Genomic DNA, 19544 nt, shown 5'->3' with positions numbered 1-19544 from the left:
TTGCGACCTTATGGGATCAGAAGCGACGAATCCCCATAAGAGAAGAAACGATAATCGTTTTTCACCGCATGATCATAGATCGCACGGATTCGGTCATGCCCCATCAGCGCCGAGACCAGCATCAAAAGCGTTGATTTTGGCAGGTGGAAATTGGTCATCAAAGCGTCGGTGATGCGAAACGCGAACCCCGGATAAATAAAGATGTCGGTGGCGTCTCGAAACGCCACGATATGCCCCGGCCCCCCGCCTGGTGCGCGCGCGGCCGATTCGATCAGGCGCAGCGCCGTGGTGCCCACCGGGATGACGCGCCCGCCCGCGGCTTTGGTGGCGTTGATCTCGGCGGCCGCTTGCGCGCTGACCTCGCCCCACTCCGCGTGCATTTTATGGGTGGTCACGTCATCAACCTTCACCGGCAAAAACGTGCCCGCCCCGACATGCAGGGTCACTTCGCTGAACTCAACGCCCTTCACGGCCAGTTTTTTCAGCAATTCAGGCGTAAAGTGCAGGCTGGCAGTGGGGGCGGCCACCGCACCGGAGTGGCGTGCGAACACAGTCTGATAGTCGGATTTATCGGCCTCATCTGGCGCGCGCAAAGCGGCAATATAGGGCGGCAGGGGCATCGCACCAGCCTGCGCCAAAGCGGCATCGAAATCCTCGCCTGCAAGGTTAAAGGCAAGGCGCATCTGGCCATCCTCAATCGCAACAACATCCGCCGACAGCGTTTGCGAGAACACGATCCGCTCACCCGGCTTGACCTTGCGCAACGGCTTGGCCAACGCCTCCCATTGCCCTCCCGGCAAAGGTTCGAGCAGCGTGACTTCGATCTTGGCAGTCACTTCGCCCTGGGCGGATTGGCGCGTGCGCGTGCCGCTCAATCGCGCCGGGATCACCTTGGTATTGTTCAAAACCAACCGATCACCGGGACGAAAAATATCTACCAGATCAAATACATGGCGATCAGAAATCGCATCGCCTTGCGCCAACAGCAAGCGCGCGGAATCGCGCGGGCGCGCGGGGCGCGTCGCGATCAGCCCGTCGGGCAGATCAAAGTCGAAATCGGCTAGCTGCATCGGTTTTACTCGCTCAGCACCGGCGGGGCCGCAGATCGAAACAGCTCGCGCGAGGCGCCGGGGGCCAGCACCGAAAGCGGATTGATCGATACTTTGGGTTGCGTCGCGGTCCCGCCCAAAGAATAGGAAAACCCAAACAGCCCCTCACCTTTCTTGGCAAAGATCTGCCCGATCCCGTTGATCAGATAAAATGGCGAAATCACGCCCTTCATCTCCAGCCTCCCGCTTTGCGGATAGTAATTGCCCGCCATCGTTACCCCCATCGAGGCCCCGACAGCCGCGCCCCTTGTGACGCTGACCCCGTTGGGCGTCAAGCGAAAGGCCCCGTCCACGGTGTTAAACAAAATACCCTCACCGCCAAGCTGTTCCAACAGACCAACGCCGGAGGCCGCCGAGAGCAGCGAGGCCAGAACCGGGGCGTCTTTAACGCGCAAATCCTTGACCTGAACTTGGCCGTCGTAGCTTTTTTGTCCCAGCGGCGTAAGCACCAGCACACCCTGTCCGCCTCGCGCCTTGGAAAATATCCCCGTCGCCGCCAGCGTGGCACCCGCGTCGCCCGTTTGGATACGCACCGCCGCGCGCCCGCCCTTGGAAGGAACCACCGTGCCCGCAATCGGGCTTGCGCCATTCACCCGCGCCTGAAACGGCCCCGAAAAGCCCCCCCGCGTGGTGAAATTGCCGCGAAACCCGGTCAGCGCGATCCCATCGGTGACCTGCACGCGATCCAGCGCCACCGATATTTTCGCCCCCCCCGCGCCAGAGCCAGAGCTACCCTGCCCCAGATCGGCCTTGGCCAGATTGAGCTGCCCGGAATGCACCTCGACATTCAAAGCCCGCCCCGCGCCTTGCCCCACAAGATCGGCGCTACCCGTAAACCAACTCCCGATCTTCAGGTCGGAAAATTTCGCCCGCGCCAAGGCACCAGCCGCGGTCAAACTGAGCGCACCTTTAACGCTAAGCCCCGGCGCATCCATGGCGATCTTGGAAATCTTTGGCGGCTTGCCAAGACTACCAGACAGCGTCAGCTTACTCCGAGACGGAGCACTTTTCGACCAGCCAATCTGTGGAATCGACAGCTGCACCCCTTTGAGATCACTGGTGAAATCAAACAAAGTCGGTGCGTCTTTCGTCAAATCCAGCGCAATCGAGCCCCACCCCTTGCCGCGCACCATCCCGGAGGGCAAACCCACCCCAAAGGCTTGCAACGCGGAAGGCGTGATCTCGATAAAGCCTTTGACGCTGGAATGGCCCTTGGCGGCAGGCCCAAAGCGTTGGTCCCAAGCGGCATCAAAGGCGACGTCTGACAGCGTTCCCTTGCCTGAAATCACCATGCCAGCATTGTCGGCCCGCAGTTGCAGCTTGTCGGCGCGCAACGGTCGCCCCGGCACCAGCGTGTCGCTTTTGACCTCGGTCAGGCGCGCGGTGACGTCAAAGCCGATCTCCTCGGCGGGCACTTTGGGTTTGAGCGGCAGCTTGATCACCGAGCGCGCCTCGGCCCAGCCTTTGGCAATATCCGTGCCCATCCCGGCCTTTTTCAGAAACTCGAAGGGCGGTTGATCAAGCAACGACAGCGCCGCAGGAATCGGCGAGCGCGTGATCAGCGTGACCACGGCAGGCGCGGGCTTGATGCGAATGTCGGGCACGACGAGCTGGGTATCGGCCACCTCGATGCGCCCGCCAGAGGGCGCGGTAATGTGGCCTTCCTCGACCTTAAGTGCCTGACGAAATCCGATAATCGTCGCATATCCGCGCCCCTGCTGCACCTGAGGCAAGGTGCGGATCACACGCACATCCGCACCGCGAAATTCGTAGTTCAGCGCGACGCGCGGCTCGACACCTGGTTGCAAACGCACCGCCGCATGCACCCGGCGCAACTGGCCGGTGGTAACGTTTTTCTCAACCCATTCGCGCGTCTTTGGCACCAACGCGGGCGGCCAAAGCTGCAACAAGCGGGTCTGATCAATCTGATCGATCCCGGTGTCAAGCGAGACACGCCATCCATCGCTGCGCGCCGCTGCAAACCCTTTGGCCGAAATTTTCGTGTTCTCGTCGGTCAACTCAAGCTGGCCCAGATCAATCCGGAACGGGTCAAGCGACAGTTTGAAATCTGCGGCCCCTTGCGAGAACCGCGCGGGCGTTTCAAACAGGCCTTGGGGGTCAAGCTGCAGATCGGAAATCGCGATCTGACCGGGCAAAGATTGCGGTATTCCGTTTTCAATATCGCGCAAAAACACCTGACCACTGGCGCGCAACCGCGCCGCACGACTGTCCAGCGCGAGGTCAGTCAGCTCAATACGTTGGCGGGCGCGATCATAGGTCAGATAGAGCTTGCCAGACCGCAGCGGGATGGGCTGAACGCCCGGACCGGGTTTGATCGACCCTGCCCCGATCTGCAGCATCGCATTCAGCCCCGTCAGCGTGCCCGCGTCATCCAACCCCGAGCGTAGCGCGCCCGAAATCGGCGCGTCGAGCACGCCAAGGGCGGCCAATGCGGGCGATTGCACGGCCAGATCGCGGGCGGGCAAACCGGTGATCGCAGCGCCAAAGCTCGCCTCAAGTCCCTGTTTTTGCGCGGTCATTGAAACTGCCACCTGCGCGGGCTTTTGCCCCGGCACCTGCCCCGTATCCCCCAGATCGAAGCCAAGCGTGACCGACAGCTCCTGCGCGTTCTGCACCAGTTTGAAATTGCCCTGCGAGACCCGCCAAACGCGATCAAGGCGCTCGTCCATCATGCGAAGCTGAATATCTTGCGCGGTGATTGTGCGCAGATTGCGCAAAGCGGGCACGTCAAAGACGCGTTTCAGCGCCTCGACGCCCTCGGACGCGCTGTTTGCAGAGAGCGAGCCGAACATCTCGCCCCCGCCCAAATCCAGATCAAGCCGCCCATCTGGCAAGCGATGCAGCGACAGGCTTGCGCCGCTAATGGTAAACGAACGCGGCTCAATTTTGCCCCTTAACAAGGGCTCGCTCCAAAGTGTTGCGCGCAGTTCGGGAAGCAGGACGATCGGCAGGCCCGAGGGGCGTTCAAGTTGCACCATCCGTGCGCGAATACGGGGACGAAGCCCCTCGGTGACAACAATATCGATGCCGCCGGAGATCGCTATTTTCAACCGCCCCTCAAGGGCCACATTGGCGCGGGTTTCCAGCTTGCTCACGATCCATTGCGGCGCGGCAAGCGGGCGATGCGTGATCGCGAGATAGGCAAAAAGGACTGCGAGCGCCACAAAGGGCCCGAGGAGCAAAAGTGTCAGGCCAAACTTTCCACGACCTCGGCCATATGATGAGTTTTTGAGTTTATCCTCAATAAATTGCGCGGCGTTTTTAATGTCGCCTTCAAAGACATGATCGCCCTGCGCGCGCCCTTCAGGCACCCGTGACAACTCCCGCTTTTGGGGCTGGGGCGTGTCTTGCTCCATCGTCATTCTTCGGGGCGTCTCCTTAGCATCCACCTCAAACAAGCCGCGCGGCGCGCGCGTTCGCAGGTGAACGTGTATGACTTGCCCCACCTTCCTGCCTCGTGGTTAATAATCACTCAAGCCCGGCTCAAAAGTAAGCCCCAACCTGCATCGGAGGATCGAGACGTGATCGAACTTGGCAAAAAAGCGCCGGATTTCACCCTTCCCGCAACCGGAGGCGCGGCGTTTGAGCGCGCCAAACTGATCACGCCCGAGGGGAATTTGACGCTGTCACAGGCGCGCCCCAAAGCGGTGGTTTTGTATTTCTACCCCAAGGACAACACGCCGGGCTGCACCACCGAGGCGCTTGATTTCACGCGTCTCGCGGATGAATTTGCAAGCGCGGGCGCGGTAGTTATCGGGGTATCAAAGGACAGCCTGAAGAAGCATCAGAACTTTTGCGCCAAACACGATCTGGGAATTTATCTGGCCTCGGATGACGCGGGCGAGACGTGTGAAAACTACGGCGTCTGGGCTGAAAAATCCATGTATGGCAAGACTTTCTGGGGCATAGTTCGGGCAACCTATCTGATTGATGGCGCAGGCCATGTTGCGCGGGTCTGGCCCAAGGTCAGCGTCAAAGGACATGCCGCCGAGGTTTTGGAAGCCGTGCGAGCCGAGGTCTAGGGCTGCGTAACGAACGAGGCAGCAAGGATTCGCGCATACCTGACAACCCCGTGAGATCACAGGAAAAACACGCCAAAACACGCCAGATTTTCGGCGAAAAACCGCCGATCCCGCCCGCGCGAGGGAACTGTGACTGGATGCCTCTGCGAAAGCGGTTGCCCGATCCGGTCGCAGTTGCTACTTCCCTAAGCAGATTGGCGGCGTGGTTCATCCACAGGGCGGAGACGCCCCTTGCTGTCCCCGTTCGCGGCCTCAGGGCCATATCTCGCACGAAAACCAGAAAACAGGATCGACGGCTTGCCCAGACGCATTCTCGACCGCCTGAATACGCGCCTAGAGCGCTGGCTGCCTGAACAGCGGCTCTTCTTGAAATCCGACAGCGCGACGCGTTTCGTGCGGTTGCGACCGTTGACGCAGGCAAGTGTGCTGGCGATTGGCGCGGGCCTGTTTGCTTGGGCCACAGTGGCCACGTCGATGCTGTTCATCGACGGGATTTCCTCGGGCGGGGCTGCGCAGAACGAAAAGATCGCCAAAGCCGCGTTTGAACGCCGTCTCGATACGCTCTCAAAAGAACGCGACACGCGCGCCGCCGAGGCATTGGCCGCGCAGGATCGTTTTCAAACCGCGATGACGCAGGTGTCGAAAATGCAGTCGGCGCTCCTGTCGTCGGAGGAACGCAAGCGCGAATTGGAAACCGGGATCGGCGTGATCCAGTCCACGCTGCGCCGCACGATGGATGAGCGTGACGATGCGCGCACCAAGCTGGCCAAGGTCGAAGGCACGGGTGCCAATGGCGGCGCGACGCAGGCTGCACGCGCACAGGATATGGCAAAAACGGTCGATTTCCTGAGTGCCGCATTGGGCCAGACCGCGCAGGAACGCGACAGCGCAAACGCCGATGCCAAGGCTGCGCAGATCGCCGTGGACCGCATCGCGATGCAAAAACGCCTGATGGAAGAACGCAACGACGAGATCTTTACCACGCTGGAAGGTGCCGTCAAAATCTCGATGGAGCCGCTTGATAAGGTGTTCAAACAAGCGGGCATGGACCCCGATCATGTGCTGGCGCAAATCAAGCGCGGCTATTCGGGCACCGGCGGGCCACTGACTACGATTTCGCTCTCTTCAAAGGGCACGGCAGATCTGGGTGGCGATACTGCGCGCGCCGAAGATATCCTGCGCAAGCTTGACGATATGAACATGTATCGCATCGCTGTCGACAAGCTGCCCTTTGCGATGCCGGTCAAGTCGCATTTTCGCTTTTCGTCGCCCTTTGGCCGGCGCTGGGGCAAGATGCATGAGGGCGTCGATATGGCCGCCCCCACCGGAACGCCGATCTATGCCCCCGCTGACGGAGTTGTGATCGCAGCCGAGTGGGAGCGCGGATATGGCAACCTTATCAAGATCCGCCACGAGTTCGGTATCACCACCCGTTACGGTCACCTATCCAAAATCCGCGTGAAGCGCGGTCAAAAGGTGTCGCAAGGCGAGCGGATTGCTGATATGGGATCTACCGGACACTCCACTGGACCACATCTCCACTATGAAATTCGGATCAGTGGCAAAGCAATCAATCCGATGACCTTCATCAAGGCTGGCAAGAATGTTTTCTAAAAGCAAAATCCACGAACCGGGCAACAAAGCCGGAACCGAAACTGACAAACACGCCGGTAGCGCTCCGCCGCCGCCCCCGCGCCCTGCGTCAAGCGAGTTTGCCCCCTCAACATCGCCGCGCGTGAAACCCTCGCCCTCGGTGCTGTCGTCGGATCTGACCGTGACGGGCAATCTGAAAACCAGCGGCGACATCCAGATTGAGGGTGTGGTCGAGGGTGACATCCGCGCGCATCTGCTGACCGTCGGCGAAAGCGCCACGATCAAAGGCGAGATCATCGCCGATGACGTTGTCGTCAATGGCCGTGTGGTGGGCCGCGTGCGCGGTCTGAAAGTGCGCCTGACCTCGACGGCTCGGGTCGAAGGCGACATTATCCACAAAACCATCGCGATCGAAAGCGGTGCGCATTTCGAAGGCTCGGTTCAGCGTCAAGACGACCCGCTGCAAACCGGTCAGGGCACGCCCAAGCTGGCCCCGCCGCGCGCCGAGGCGGCTGCAGCACCCGGAGCACCGGAAACGAAATAAGCGCCTCCTTTCACGGAACGCAAAAAGGGCAGCTCTCGGGCTGCCCTTTGTCATATCTGCGCCCGTTTCGGTCAGGTGGTGAGGTGGCGATACATGTGCCAGCTTGCATGCCCCAGTACCGGCAGCACGATCAGCAGCCCCAGGAACATCGGGATCATGCCAATGAACAGGCTACCCGCGATCACGATTCCCCAGACGCCCATCGAAACCGGATTGGCCGCGACAGCGCGCATCGAGGTCAGGATTGCGGTGATGATGTCGATCTCGCGCTCCATCAGCAGCGGCAGGCCGACGACGGTGAAAGAAAATAGCACCAGCGCAAAGCCCGCCCCGATTGTTGAGCCAACCGCCAGCATCACCAACCCCTGTCCCGAAAACAAGATTTCGGGCGACGAGCTGACATTGGTAAAGGCCGACAGCCCCATGAACAGCGCAAAGGTGGTGTGCGCCACAAAGACCCAGAACATGAACATCATCAGGATCAGCATCGCCATCGAAGGGATTTGTCGATCCTTTTGCGAGATGCAGCACGAGATCACCTCTCCCCAGATCAGCGGCTCTCCCGCTTCGATCCGGCGGCTGATTTCATAAAGCCCAATTGCGGCAAAGGGCGCCAGCAAGGGAAATCCCAGCGCAAAGGGGATCAGCCACCATTCCTGACCTTCTGCGGCGAACACCATCCACAAAATGATCCCGCCCAGAACATAAAACCCCGAAAATGCCAGCCCAAAGGCGGGCGCGCGCATGAAATCCCGCAGACCTGCGCGCAACACTTGTGGAATTTCCGACACCGAGATGTCGCGGAACTGCGGTAGTTCTGATGGCTGAGGTATCACTTGAGGCATTTTTCTCTCCCTGATTACGCGCGCCCTCTCCCAAAAGCGCGTGGTATCAGGTTGCGTCACGAAGCCGTGATCTGTCGAGGGAAATCAACGCTGCGTCGCAGCATTACATCCGTGCGGTCAGCCATAGCGAAAGCCGATACGGCAGGCGTTGCAACAATTTCAGCCCCCAAGTCAGGCGGCGCGGAAAATGCGTCTCGAACTTGCGACCCGCCAGCCCGTCTGCGATGCGGCGCGCGGCGACCTCGGGTTCGATCACGAAGGGCATGTCGAAATCATTTTTCTCGGTCAGGCGCGTGTTCACAAAGCCGGGCGAGATCAGCCGCACGTCGATCCGGGGCGCAAATTCCACGCGCAGGGATTCGGCGAGATTGATCACCGCCGCCTTTGAGGCCGAATAAAGCTGACCCCGAGGCAACCCGAAATAGCCCGCGACCGAGCCAAAGATCACCAACTGCCCGCCCTCGCGCAGCAGCCCCTTGGCGGCTTGGGCAAACCAAAGCGTGCCAAGCAGATTAACCTCAACCAGCTTGCGCGCCGCGTCACGCTCGACTTCTCTGACATAGCCCGGATCATAGAGCGCTGCGGTGGTGATCATGCAATCGAGCGGTCCGCTGGCCAAGATCTCGGCGCGCGCATCATCCAGACTATCAGGGTCGGAAATATCAAACGGCACGACCTCGCCCTGGCCCAATTCACCGGCCAGCGTTTCTAGCGGCTCAACCGAGCGCGCTGAAAGCACCAGCCGCGCTCCACGCCGCGCCAATTCCCGCGCGAGCGCCTGCCCGATGCCCGAGCTTGCCCCGACGATCCAGATCAGTTTGCCGTTGAATTCCATGTCTGCAGCTCCCTTGGTTCTCAAGGGATACGCATGGCCACCGCGCTTGGTTTCATCGCAGGTTTTGCAAGCAGCGCGCCACAAGGCTATCGAGATCCTCCGCGCCCGAGGCCTCAATCACCGGCTCAGACCGACCCGCCAGCCATTCGCGCTGACGCGCCAGAGAGCGGCCCGAAAAATACGGCTCGTCATAGCTCGCGGCCCATTTCAGGAATGCGATGTGATTGTAATGCATATCGCCGCCCGGCTTGACGCGCGCGCCGAATTTTTCGGCCTCGCGCTTGCGCAACCGGGCCAGCCGGAGTGGCGTGGGCGCGCTTAGAAAGATGATAGCATCCAGCCCACCAAGCGCCGGTTCGCCCCAGCCATCCAGCGAGCCCGACAGCACCCAACCGCCCTGCGCACCCTGCGCCATCTGATCGGCAGCAATCAGGGCGAGACGCTCGTCAACGGGGCGTTTTTGGGTGAAGGGCGGATCAGAGGGCGCCCAGAAATAGCGGTCGGTATCAAGATGGGGCACATCGAGCGCGCGCGCCAGTTCGCGCCCCAGCGACGAGGTGCCCGATCCGGCGGCGCCGGTAATATGAACCCGCGCCGCCATCGCCTTATTCGTCCGCCTGCGCGTCGGCGCGGCTCTTGCCCTCGACCCCCAGCGCAAGGGTGGCGGCCATGAACCCGTCGAGATCGCCGTCCAGAACGCCTTGGGAATCCGAGGTCTCATAGTTGGTGCGCAGGTCTTTCACCATCTGATAGGGCTGCAAAACATACGACCGTATCTGGTTACCCCAGCCCGCGTCGCCCTTGTTTTCATGGGCCTCGTTAATGGCGGCGTTGCGCCGATCCATCTCCATTTGATACAGCCGCGATTTCAATGCTTTCATCGCGATATCACGGTTCTGGTGCTGCGATTTTTCCGAACTTGTCACCACGATACCGGTCGGCATGTGCGTGATGCGCACTGCCGAGTCGGTGGTGTTGACGTGCTGACCACCCGCACCCGACGAGCGATAGGTGTCGATGCGGATGTCATTCGGCGCGACCTCGATCTCGATGTTGTCGTCCACCACCGGATAAACCCAGACCGAGCTGAACGAGGTATGCCGGCGCGCCGCCGAATCATAGGGGCTGATGCGCACCAGACGATGCACGCCGCTTTCCGATTTCAGCCAGCCATAAGCATTGGGCCCTGAAATTTTATAAGTGGCGGATTTGATGCCCGCCTCGTCGCCCGCAGTTTCCGATTGCAGCTCGACCTCATAGCCCTTTTTCTCGGCCCAGCGAACATACATCCGCGCCAGCATCGAGGCCCAGTCGCAGCTTTCCGTGCCACCGGCGCCCGAGTGGATTTCAAGGAAGGTATCGTTGGCGTCCGCCTCGCCATCCAACAGCGCTTCAAGCTCTTTCGTGTCGGCCTCTTCTTTCAGGATGCGCAGCGATTTCTCGGCCTCGGCGACGATCTCGTCATCGCCCTCCATCTCACCCATCTCGATCAGCTCGATATTGTCGGTCAGTTCTTGTTCGATGCGGGTGTAGGTCTCGAACTTGTCTAATAATTGCTGGCGGTCCCGCATCAGCTTTTGCGCGCGCGCCTGATCGTCCCACAAAGTGGGATCCTCGATCATCGCGTTGAATTCCTCAAGCCGGTGCGGGGCGGTTTCCAGATCCATGCGCTGGCCCAGCAGCGTCAGGGATTTGCGGATCGCATCAGCAATATTTTGCGTCTCGGCGCGCATGGGTCATCCTTTGAAACTCTTGGCTTGGGTGATACGAAATCGGGGACGAGGCCGCAAGCGCCGCGCGCGAGCATTTGGGGCGCTGCCCCCGGCGCGTACCGCGCCTCCCCCGGGATATTTCGATCAAGAGGAAGGAAGGCATTTGATCTGACCATCAAGACACGGGCGTAAAAGTTGCCCTGCGCGGGGCGCCGCTTAATACAACCCGCCTGCGCTAAGCGTGCCAAAATCGGCCTTTTTCGGGATCACCTTGGTTTTGCCCGTCGAGGTGGTGATGGTTTGGCCACCCTCGTCGCTTTGGCCTTGCGCGAAAAGCGGCAGGTTCACGCCCATGCCAAACCCGCCATCCACGACCAGCGCGCCCAGTCCCGACATATCCTGACCGGGGCGCAAATATTCGGCCTGCACGAACTCGCCCGTGGCGCTGTCAGACAGACGCTCGCCGGTGTAGCGGTTGAACTTGACCCAAGTGCCGCCCGGGGGAACCTTGAAGTTGGTGCCACCGAAATCCTTGACTGCCTCTTTCATAAACTCGTTGAACACCGGCACACAAAGCGTGCCGCCATAGGCGTGTTTACCCAAAGAGCGCGGGTTGTCATAGCCCATGTAGCACGAGGCCACGATGTTGGAAGTAAAGCCGGTGAACCACACATCTTTCGCGTCGTTTGTCGTGCCGGTTTTGCCCGCGACCGGGACAGAAAGATTAACCCCGCTGCCAGAGCCGCGTTTGATCACACCCTGCATCAGCGAGATCATCTGATAGGCGGTGATCGGGTCGATGATTTGCTCGCGGTGGCTGGTGATTTGCGGGCCGCGTCCCTCGGGGAGGTTGGGGTCGTCACAGGTGTCGCAGGTGCGCGTGTCATGGCGGTAAATCGTGCGCCCGTAGCGGTCTTGCACGCGGTCCACCAGCGTCGGTTCCACCCGCTCACCGCCATTGGCAAACATCGCATAGGCCGAGATCAGGCGGAACATCGTGGTTTCCTGCGCACCCAAAGCATTGGCGAGGAACTCGCGCATATCGTCATAGACGCCGAATTTCTCGGCATAAGCGGCAATCGTATCCATGCCGATTTCCTGCGCGATGCGGACCGTCATCAGGTTGCGCGAATGCTCAAGCCCTGTGCGCATTGGCGTGGGTCCATAAAAGCGGTTCGAGGCGTTTTTCGGGCGCCACATGCCTTGGGGCGTGTTCACCTCAATCGGGGCGTCGACCACAATCGTTTCGGGGCTGAAACCGCTATCCAGTGCAGCTGCGTAGACGAAGGGTTTGAAGTTCGAGCCCGGCTGGCGTTCGGCTTGCGTTGCGCGGTTAAACACCGAGGATTGATACGAGAACCCGCCCTGCATCGCCAGCACGCGCCCGGTATTCACATCCATCGCCATGAACGCACCCTCGACCTTGGGCACTTGGCGCAGCGTCCAGCGAATGAACGAACCATCGCTGTCTTTGGTCATCGCGCGCACTTCGACGACATCGCCGGTTTCCAGCAGATCCTGCGCCTTTTTCGCGCGCGGCCCCAGTTTGCCATCATCCTTTAGCTTGCGCGCCCAAGTCACGTCCTCGGGTGCAATCCAATGGCCGTCTTCGTCCTCTTGGATGCCTTCAATGCCGATGCGCGCCGAGTTACCCTCAAAGCCCAGAACCACCGCCGGATGCCAACCCACGACATCGCGCGGGGCCTTGTTCGTAGGAATATCGGCCAAAGCGGCACGCCAACTGGCCTCATCGCCCAGCTTGTCTTGGGCAATCTTTGCGCCGGTGCCGCGCCAGATGCCAAGGCCGCGATCATAATTCTCAAGCGCGCGCTGCAACGCCTTGCCCGCGAGCGCCTGCAAATCGGGATTTACGGTTGCGCGGATTGTCAGGCCACCGCCGAAAAATTCCTCACGCCCGAAGCTTTTGGACAGCTGGCGGCGGATTTCATCGGTGAAATAATCGCGTGGCGGCAGTTGCTCGCGGAACGGCGGGTAGTCGCCATTTTGCACAGACTTGAGCGGTGAGGCCTGCTCTTTATCGAGCATCGCCTTGTCGATCCGGCCATCCTCAAACATCCGGCGCAGCACATAATTGCGCCGCAGACGGGCCTTTTCGATATCGCGCACAGGGTGCAACGCGGCGGGGGCCTTGGGCAGAGCTGCCAGATAGGCAGCCTCGCCGGGGGTCAGTTCCGACAGGGTTTTGTCGAAATAGGTCTGCGCCGCAGCCGCCACGCCGTAAGAGTTCTGGCCCAGATAAATCTCGTTGAGATACAGTTCGAGGATGCGGTCTTTGCTTAGGACATGCTCGATGCGCGAGGACAGGATCAATTCCTTGATCTTGCGCTCAATCTTGCGATCTGACGACAGCAGCAGGTTTTTCGTGACCTGTTGCGTGATCGTCGAGGCCCCGCGCACATCGCGCCCGCCTGACTTCACTGCCGTAATCACCGCCGAGGCAATGCCGCGCGGATCAAAACCGGGGTGGTAGTAGAAATTCTTATCCTCGGCCGAGATGAACGCGCCTTTCACCAGATCGGGAATATCCTGACTTGGCACAAACAAGCGGCGCTGCTCGGCAAATTCGTCGATCAGGCGGCCGTTACCATTATAGATGCGCGAGATCGTCTTGGGGCGATATTGCGCCAACTGGTCGGTGCTGGGCAGATCGCGCGAGTAAATCCAAAAGATAGCCCCGATCGTGAGGGCGGCAAAAACCAGCCCGGTCACAACCCAGGAAAACACACCACCAATGGAGCTAAGAATGAATCGGACCAAGAGATATTCCTCGCAAGGGGCGCCGTTCGCCCCGGTTTGCCCTGCCTATACATCGCGTTTACGTGACGGTCAAAGTAATGCGCGATCACGCAATCGGGAAGTGGGGCTGCGTTCAAATCTTTGTCCGATGCGCGGATGCCCGCGCGTAAAGCAGCGTTTTGCGCCGCTATTGGCGCAGCAGCTTTGCCTCGGCGGCATCCGATTGCGCCCAACTCAGCACACCGCGCGTGATCGCATCGGCCATGCGCGCGCGCCAATCGGGATCGCGCAGCCGCTTGCGATCCGCTGCTGAGGACAGAAAGCCTAGCTCCAGCAGCACCGACGGGATATCGGGCGATTTCAACACCGAGAAATTCGCGCCTTGCACGGGGTGTTTGTGCATCCTCAACCCCTCGTGCTTGATCGATCCTGCCAGAACCTGCGCCAAGCGAACCGAGCGCGGCTGCGTCTCGCGCCGCGCCAGATCCACAAGGATATGCGCGACCTGATCGCCCTGCCCCTCCAGATCGACGCCTGCCAGAATATCGTCGCGATCATGGCGCGCGACCAGTTTGCGCGTGGCCTCATCCTCGGAGTGATCGCCCAGCCGATAAATCGTGGCCCCCGTCGCGACCCCCTCGGCAATCGAATCCGCATGCAGCGAGAGGAACAAATCCGCCCCGGCGGCGCGCGCCACTGTCACCCGCGTCTCAAGAGGAACGAACACATCCTGATCGCGCGTCATCACCACCGTCATCCCCGCGCGGCGCAACTTGTCACGCAACTGGCGTGCGAATCCCAAAACGATGTCAGCCTCGCGCAAGCCACCATCCTGCGCGCCTGGATCAAGCCCGCCATGACCGGGATCGATCACGATTTTCAGTGGACGCGAGCCATCCTGACGACGATGGGGCAGCGCGACTTCGGCGGGCTGGGGCAAACCCCAAAGCGCGCTATCGGCCGCGCCTTTTTCAGCCTGAAAATCTGCCGCCGGAACCGCGCGCAACGCCAGCTGGATTTGAGGTGTGTCGCCGCTGCGTTCCTCGGCCGAGACCAGCACCATCGGTCGCGACAATTCCGCCACCATGCGTGACCAGCCGGGGCGAAACGCGCCCCAGCGCAGATCGGTGATCGTGCTGGCCTTGCCCAGCAGCGTCTTCGGGTCATGGCCGGTAAAATTCACTTCGCGGAAATCGACCACCAGCCGATAGGGATCGGCCAGAAGGAAGGCGCGATACGGCACCGGCTGGCTGATCCCGAGCGCAATATCGGTCTGCCCGCCGCCTTGGCTGATCTTGGAACGCGCAGGATCAAACTGCGCCAGCGCCGACAGCCCCTGCGCAGGCGTTTGCGCAAGACTTGGCCCCGCCAGCGCGCAAACTGCCGCAAGAAAAATAAGAATCCGCCTGATCATGCCCGTCGCCCTGCCTTCACGCCGTCCCGCTCTTTTGCGCGCCACTATAGCGAAGCCGCACGCGAGGGGCAAAGCCTCAGCGCGCGGCCATGAACGCGGCCAGACGTTTCAGCCCTTCGGCGATGCGCTCGGGCGCTTGTGCGTAAGACAGCCGGATCGTGGTGGCGCCGCGCTCGGCGTCGAAATCCATCCCCGGCGTGACCGACACGCCCGCTTTTTCCAATATCTCGGCGGCGAAGGCGGCGCTATCGTCTGTCAACGCGGACACATCGGCATAGATGTAAAACGCCCCGTCGGGCGGTGCGATGCGCGAAAACCCCATCTTGGGCAGTTCTTCAAGCATCATCGCGCGGTTTTGCGCATAGGCGGCGCGGTTTTGCTCTAGCTCATCAAGGCTTTCGAGTGCCCCAAGGGCTGCAATCTGCGAGGCATGGGGCGCGCAGATGAACATATGCTGGGCGAGACGTTCAATCGTGCGCAGATGGCTTTGCGGCACCACCATCCAGCCCACGCGCCAGCCCGTCATCGAGAAGTATTTCGAGAAACTGTTGATCACGAAAACATCGTCGGAAATTTCCAGCGCCGAGACTGCTCGGGCATCATATTGCAGACCGTGATAGATCTCATCGGACACAAAGGCGATATCACGCGCGGCGCAATGGCTCATCAGCGCCTCCAATTCCTCCGCGCCAAGCATCGTGCCCGAAGGATTGCCCGGCGAAGCCACGATCAACCCGGCAAGATCGTCGGGAATTTCGCTGGGCGTGGGCTGATAGCGGTTTTGCACCTCGGTCGGGATACTCACCGGCTCAATCGACAACCCTTTGAGGATCTGGCGATAACTGGGATAGCCCGGCGCGCCCAAACCCACTTTGTCGCCCGCATCAAACAGCGCCGTGAAGGCCAGCAGAAACGCCCCGGACGACCCCGAGGTGATCACCACCCGCGCGGGATCGAGATCGACATCATACCAACGCTTGTAAAGCGCCGCGATCCCGGCGCGCAATTCGGGTAGCCCCAGCGCCACGGTGTAGCCCATCGCGTCTTTTTCCAGCGCCTGCGCCAGACGACGGCGCGCAGCAGCAGGAGCCGGAGTTGCAGGCTGGCCGACCTCCATATGCACAATGTCGCGCCCGCTCGCTTCGGCCTCGGCAGCCAGCCGCATCACATCCATCGCGAGAAAAGGTTCGACCTGTCCACGTTTCGACTGCCGCATGATCATATCTCCCGATTTTTTGACCGACCGGGGCGGGTTAGGCCCTGCGCCCTGCCCCGTCAATGCGCTGTAACGTCCAACCGCTCTCACAAGCCCTTGAACCTGAGCGCGCAAGAGGCCAGTTTGACGCGCAACAGCACCGAACAAAGGAAACGCCCGATGCTCCGCACCCTTATGGCCGCCACGGCCTTCGCAGCGCTTGCCAGCGCCGCCCCCGCGCAGGACTTCGACTTCTCGAAAATGAGTGAGCCGCAGAAAACCCAGTTCGGTGACGCCGTGCGTGACTATCTGATGGCCAATCCCCAGGTTCTCGTCGAGGCGATCAACGAGCTGGAAACCAAACAGCGCGCCGAGCAGGCCGACAATGATGCGCAGTTGATCCAAACCAACTCTAAGGACATTTTCGACGACGGTCACAGCTGGGTCGGCGGCAATCCCGATGGCGATATCACCATCGTGGAATTCACCGATTACAAATGCACTTATTGCAAAAAAGCGTTCGGAGAGGTCAATGACCTGCTCAAGAATGACGGCAATATCCGATTTATTATCAAAGAGTTCCCGATCCTTGGGCAGCAATCCGAACTGGGCTCGCGCTTTGCCGTGGCGGTACAGCAGCTTGATGGCGACGCGGCCTATGAAAAGGTGCATAACGCGCTGATGACCATGCGCGGCGATCTGACGGTGGACAGCCTGAGCAAGCTGGCCAAAGATCAGGGGCTCGACGCCGATGCGATCGTCAAACGGATGAACGAGGATTCGGTGACCGAGGTATTGCGCGCCAATTACCAACTCGCGCAGCGCATGGCGATTTCGGGCACGCCCGGCTTTGTCATCGGCGATCAACTGCTGCGCGGCTATGCTCCCGAAGCGGCGATGGCGCAGATCGTGGCCGAAGAGCGTAAGGCCACAGCCGCCAAGTAACGCGCGAGACGAAAACGGGGGGCCAAGCCCCCCGGATACCCGATCAGAAACCGCAGGCCCAAAGGTCTGCGGTTTTTGCGTGCGGTTTTATTCGGTAGCGTCCTGCGCAGCATCCAACTCGGCGGCGCGCTTTTCGACCAGTTCAACGATGTGCTCAATCATTTGGTCGTTGGAGAGTTTGTGGCTTTGCTTGCCCGCAAGATAGACCATCCCCGAACCAGCCCCGCCCCCAGTAAAGCCGAGGTCGGTCATCAGCGCCTCGCCCGGACCATTCACCACGCAGCCGATGATCGACAGGCTCATCGGTTGCTTAATGTGCTCCAGACGTTGTTCCAGCGCCTCGACGGTCTTGATCACGTCAAAGCCCTGACGTGCGCAAGACGGGCAGGAAATGATCTGCACGCCGCGGGTGCGCAGGCCGAGCGATTTCAGGATCTCGAAGCCGACTTTGACCTCTTCAACCGGATCGGCCGATAGCGAGACACGCAGCGTGTCGCCAATGCCCATCCACAGCAGATTGCCCAGACCAATCGCCGATTTCACGGTGCCAGAGACAAGTCCACCCGCCTCAGTGATGCCAAGGTGGATCGGCGCGTCGGTCGCCTCGGCCAGCCCTTGATAGGCGGCAGCGGCGAGGAACACATCTGATGCTTTCACCGAGATCTTGAATTCGTGAAAATCGTTATCTTCCAGCAGCTTGATATGATCGAGACCGCTTTCCACCATTGCCTCGGGGCATGGCTCGCCGTATTTTTCCAGCAGGTGCTTTTCAAGACTGCCCGCGTTCACGCCAATGCGGATCGAACAGCCGTGATCCTTGGCGGCCTTGACCACCTCACGCACACGCGATGCATCGCCGATATTGCCGGGATTGATGCGCAGACAAGCCGCGCCCGCCTCGGCGGCCTCAATCGCGCGTTTGTAGTGGAAATGGATGTCAGCCACGATCGGCACCGGGCTTTCGCGGCAGATTTCGCGCAGCGCACGGGTGCTCGATTCATCAGGCGTCGAGACGCGCACGATATCAGCGCCCACATCGGTGGCGCGAATGATCTGATCAAGCGTCGCGCGCACATCCGAGCTGTCGGTATTCGTCATCGTCTGCACGGTGATCGGCGCATCGCCCCCCACGGGCACGGAGCCAACCATGATCTGACGAGATTTGCGGCGGTATATATTGCGCCAAGGGCGCACCGGGTTGAGCGACATCGCCCCCTCCTTTGCGGATTTCGCCCCAGACATAGGCCAAGCCCTGCGCAGGCGCAACGCTTGGGCTATAATTGTGAGCGGCTTATTACTGCTGCGCGGCGTCGGGCTCGGCGCTGATCGGGCCTGCATCAGCGACCGCGATCATCTTGGCAAGATCCTTATCCTGCCCCAGATCGGCGACCGGATAGCTTTCATCTAGGTTGCTCGGCGAGAGCGTGATGTTCTTAGTCACTTCGCCACGTTTGCCGACCGGACCATGCGTCACGCCATTGACCGCGAAGTAGATCGCGCCGGATTCGCCGGTGCGCATACTGGGGGCTTCGGCAAGCTTGGGCAGCGCAAAGCGTTCGCCCGCATCCATAACCTTTTCAAAGATCGTGGCGCCGTCGGCGGATTTGATACGCACCCACGACGGGCGCACAGCCATCACCACCACTTGCGGCGCATCTGCGCCAAGCGCTTTGGCAACTGCCGATTGAATATCACCTTCAGGGCCAGCGGCACTCGCAACTTGGGTCGGTGCGACACCCGAGAAATTCGGCGTCAAATCGGGGGCAATCGCGCCCGCAGCTTGGCGCAGCAAGCTGTTCGTTGCGTTCGGGTCAATCGAGGCAATCGGGCCGTCGCGTGAAATCAGCACGGGCGCATCCAGCGCGGCGGGGCGATAGATGCGATCGGTTGCCTCGGGTTGCGGCGTGTCCGGCAGCGTGTCGTTTTGCGCGACCTGCGTCACCGAATCAAGCGGGTCGAGATCAGCCACCACACCGGGGGCCTGATCGACGGGGGAAAGCTGCACGCGCTGCACCTCTTGCAGAACAGTCCAGCCGCCATAGCCGATCCCGCTAGCGATCAGTGCCAGCACCATCAGCGAGCCAACAGCACGCGGCTCGATCTGCGACCAAAACGCCTGTTTCTTGGGGATAAACGTCGCGTTCGGATTGGCCAAAGCATGGGCCACATCGGTCGGGTGACGTTGCGGTTTGGGACCAGAGGCCGCCGATGACATCCCGTGAATCGGTTGATATCCGGATTCGGTTGAAAACCGCTGGAACGCCCATTCGGGATCAAGGCCAAGGTAGCGCGCGTAAGAGCGCACATAACCTGCGATGAACGAGGGCGTATCGAAGGCCTCGATATCGCAACTTTCGATGGCGGCAATATAGGCAGCTTTGATGCGCAGCTCACGCTGAACATCCAAAAGCGATTTCGCAAGCGTTGCACGCTCGCCTCGCATCACATCGCCTAGGCGCAGTTCGAAATCGTCAAAGCCCTTCGGCTTAGCGTCGTCCTGCGTCGAAGGTTTCGCCCTCCGCCCGATCATGCCGCTTGTCCCTGCCCCAATT

General features: G+C 60.6%; 15 protein-coding genes. 4 read left to right on the top strand and 11 right to left on the bottom strand.

Annotated elements, in window-relative coordinates:
• Positions 1 to 8: 8 nt before the first annotated feature.
• Entirely contained in the window at positions 9 to 1070 is a 1062-nt protein-coding gene (gene queA, locus ACN0SD_RS07825) for a tRNA preQ1(34) S-adenosylmethionine ribosyltransferase-isomerase QueA (protein WP_417807670.1), read from the bottom strand.
• 5 nt (positions 1071 to 1075) lie between these two features.
• On the bottom strand, positions 1076 to 4492 hold the full coding sequence (locus tag ACN0SD_RS07820; RefSeq protein WP_417807669.1) for a hypothetical protein: 3417 nt from the start codon (positions 4490 to 4492) through the stop codon (positions 1076 to 1078).
• Positions 4493 to 4651: 159 nt separating this feature from the next.
• On the opposite strand from ACN0SD_RS07820, the gene ACN0SD_RS07815 reads away from it, so the two are divergent.
• The 3 genes from ACN0SD_RS07815 to ACN0SD_RS07805 all read left to right on the top strand — a co-directional run bounded on the left by ACN0SD_RS07815 (position 4652) and on the right by ACN0SD_RS07805 (position 7289).
• Positions 4652 to 5152 (top strand): peroxiredoxin, encoded by a 501-nt coding sequence (locus ACN0SD_RS07815; RefSeq protein ID WP_417807668.1) that lies wholly within the window; start codon positions 4652 to 4654, stop codon positions 5150 to 5152.
• Positions 5153 to 5449: 297 nt separating this feature from the next.
• Positions 5450 to 6766, top strand: coding sequence for a DUF5930 domain-containing protein (locus ACN0SD_RS07810; protein ID WP_417807667.1), 1317 nt, complete (start codon positions 5450 to 5452; stop codon positions 6764 to 6766).
• On the top strand, positions 6756 to 7289 hold the full coding sequence (locus ACN0SD_RS07805) for a bactofilin family protein (RefSeq protein WP_417807666.1): 534 nt from the start codon (positions 6756 to 6758) through the stop codon (positions 7287 to 7289). Before ACN0SD_RS07810 ends, ACN0SD_RS07805 begins: the two co-directional genes overlap by 11 nt.
• Positions 7290 to 7360: 71 nt before the next feature.
• On the opposite strand, the gene ACN0SD_RS07800 is transcribed toward ACN0SD_RS07805, so the two are convergent.
• The 7 genes from ACN0SD_RS07800 to ACN0SD_RS07770 form a co-directional block, all read right to left on the bottom strand.
• Positions 7361 to 8134, bottom strand: a complete 774-nt coding sequence (locus ACN0SD_RS07800; RefSeq protein WP_417807665.1) for a DUF2189 domain-containing protein — start codon at positions 8132 to 8134, stop codon at positions 7361 to 7363.
• A 103-nt stretch (positions 8135 to 8237) separates the two neighbouring features.
• Positions 8238 to 8969 (bottom strand): SDR family NAD(P)-dependent oxidoreductase, encoded by a 732-nt coding sequence (locus ACN0SD_RS07795; RefSeq protein WP_417807664.1) that lies wholly within the window; start codon positions 8967 to 8969, stop codon positions 8238 to 8240.
• 52 nt (positions 8970 to 9021) lie between these two features.
• On the bottom strand, positions 9022 to 9570 hold the full coding sequence (locus ACN0SD_RS07790) for an AAA family ATPase (protein ID WP_417807663.1): 549 nt from the start codon (positions 9568 to 9570) through the stop codon (positions 9022 to 9024).
• Positions 9571 to 9574: 4 nt separating this feature from the next.
• Positions 9575 to 10702 carry a peptide chain release factor 2 gene (prfB, locus tag ACN0SD_RS07785; RefSeq protein ID WP_417807662.1) on the bottom strand — a complete coding sequence of 376 codons (1128 nt, stop codon included), beginning with the start codon at positions 10700 to 10702 and terminating at the stop codon, positions 9575 to 9577.
• 195 nt (positions 10703 to 10897) lie between these two features.
• On the bottom strand, positions 10898 to 13459 hold the full coding sequence (locus tag ACN0SD_RS07780) for a penicillin-binding protein 1A (protein WP_417807661.1): 2562 nt from the start codon (positions 13457 to 13459) through the stop codon (positions 10898 to 10900).
• A gap of 166 nt (positions 13460 to 13625) precedes the next feature.
• Positions 13626 to 14852, bottom strand: coding sequence for an N-acetylmuramoyl-L-alanine amidase (locus ACN0SD_RS07775; RefSeq protein WP_417807660.1), 1227 nt, complete (start codon positions 14850 to 14852; stop codon positions 13626 to 13628).
• Positions 14853 to 14928: 76 nt separating this feature from the next.
• Positions 14929 to 16068: a pyridoxal phosphate-dependent aminotransferase gene (locus ACN0SD_RS07770; RefSeq protein ID WP_417807659.1), complete on the bottom strand. Its 1140-nt coding sequence runs from the start codon at positions 16066 to 16068 to the stop codon at positions 14929 to 14931.
• Positions 16069 to 16227: 159 nt separating this feature from the next.
• On the opposite strand from ACN0SD_RS07770, the gene ACN0SD_RS07765 reads away from it, so the two are divergent.
• A complete protein-coding gene (locus ACN0SD_RS07765; protein ID WP_417807658.1) occupies positions 16228 to 16992 on the top strand; it encodes a DsbA family protein in 765 nt (254 codons plus the stop codon).
• Positions 16993 to 17079: 87 nt separating this feature from the next.
• On the opposite strand, the gene ispG is transcribed toward ACN0SD_RS07765, so the two are convergent.
• Positions 17080 to 18201, bottom strand: coding sequence for a flavodoxin-dependent (E)-4-hydroxy-3-methylbut-2-enyl-diphosphate synthase (gene ispG, locus ACN0SD_RS07760; protein WP_417807657.1), 1122 nt, complete (start codon positions 18199 to 18201; stop codon positions 17080 to 17082).
• Positions 18202 to 18286: 85 nt separating this feature from the next.
• Positions 18287 to 19522, bottom strand: a complete 1236-nt coding sequence (locus ACN0SD_RS07755; RefSeq protein WP_417807656.1) for a helix-turn-helix domain-containing protein — start codon at positions 19520 to 19522, stop codon at positions 18287 to 18289.
• Positions 19523 to 19544: the final 22 nt, after the last annotated feature.

It is taken from the genome of Thioclava sp. (genome assembly GCF_048263065.1).
Classification (GTDB): domain Bacteria; phylum Pseudomonadota; class Alphaproteobacteria; order Rhodobacterales; family Rhodobacteraceae; genus Thioclava.
The sequence above is the reverse complement of the archived record's forward strand: the minus strand, read 5'-3'. Positions and strand labels throughout refer to the sequence as shown.

What these genes read in the sequence shown, in the direction of transcription:
- queA (WP_417807670.1), bottom strand. Translation starts at nt 1,070, where the DNA reads ATGCAGCTAGCCGATTTCGACTTTGATCTGCCCGACGGGCTGATCGCG.
- ACN0SD_RS07820 (WP_417807669.1), bottom strand. Translation starts at nt 4,492, where the DNA reads ATGACGATGGAGCAAGACACGCCCCAGCCCCAAAAGCGGGAGTTGTCA.
- ACN0SD_RS07805 (WP_417807666.1), top strand. Translation starts at nt 6,756, where the DNA reads ATGTTTTCTAAAAGCAAAATCCACGAACCGGGCAACAAAGCCGGAACC.
- ACN0SD_RS07800 (WP_417807665.1), bottom strand. Translation starts at nt 8,134, where the DNA reads ATGCCTCAAGTGATACCTCAGCCATCAGAACTACCGCAGTTCCGCGAC.
- ACN0SD_RS07795 (WP_417807664.1), bottom strand. Translation starts at nt 8,969, where the DNA reads ATGGAATTCAACGGCAAACTGATCTGGATCGTCGGGGCAAGCTCGGGC.
- ACN0SD_RS07790 (WP_417807663.1), bottom strand. Translation starts at nt 9,570, where the DNA reads ATGGCGGCGCGGGTTCATATTACCGGCGCCGCCGGATCGGGCACCTCG.
- prfB (WP_417807662.1), bottom strand. Translation starts at nt 10,702, where the DNA reads ATGCGCGCCGAGACGCAAAATATTGCTGATGCGATCCGCAAATCCCTG.
- ACN0SD_RS07775 (WP_417807660.1), bottom strand. Translation starts at nt 14,852, where the DNA reads ATGATCAGGCGGATTCTTATTTTTCTTGCGGCAGTTTGCGCGCTGGCG.
- ACN0SD_RS07770 (WP_417807659.1), bottom strand. Translation starts at nt 16,068, where the DNA reads ATGCGGCAGTCGAAACGTGGACAGGTCGAACCTTTTCTCGCGATGGAT.
- ACN0SD_RS07765 (WP_417807658.1), top strand. Translation starts at nt 16,228, where the DNA reads ATGCTCCGCACCCTTATGGCCGCCACGGCCTTCGCAGCGCTTGCCAGC.
- ispG (WP_417807657.1), bottom strand. Translation starts at nt 18,201, where the DNA reads ATGTCGCTCAACCCGGTGCGCCCTTGGCGCAATATATACCGCCGCAAA.
- ACN0SD_RS07755 (WP_417807656.1), bottom strand. Translation starts at nt 19,522, where the DNA reads ATGATCGGGCGGAGGGCGAAACCTTCGACGCAGGACGACGCTAAGCCG.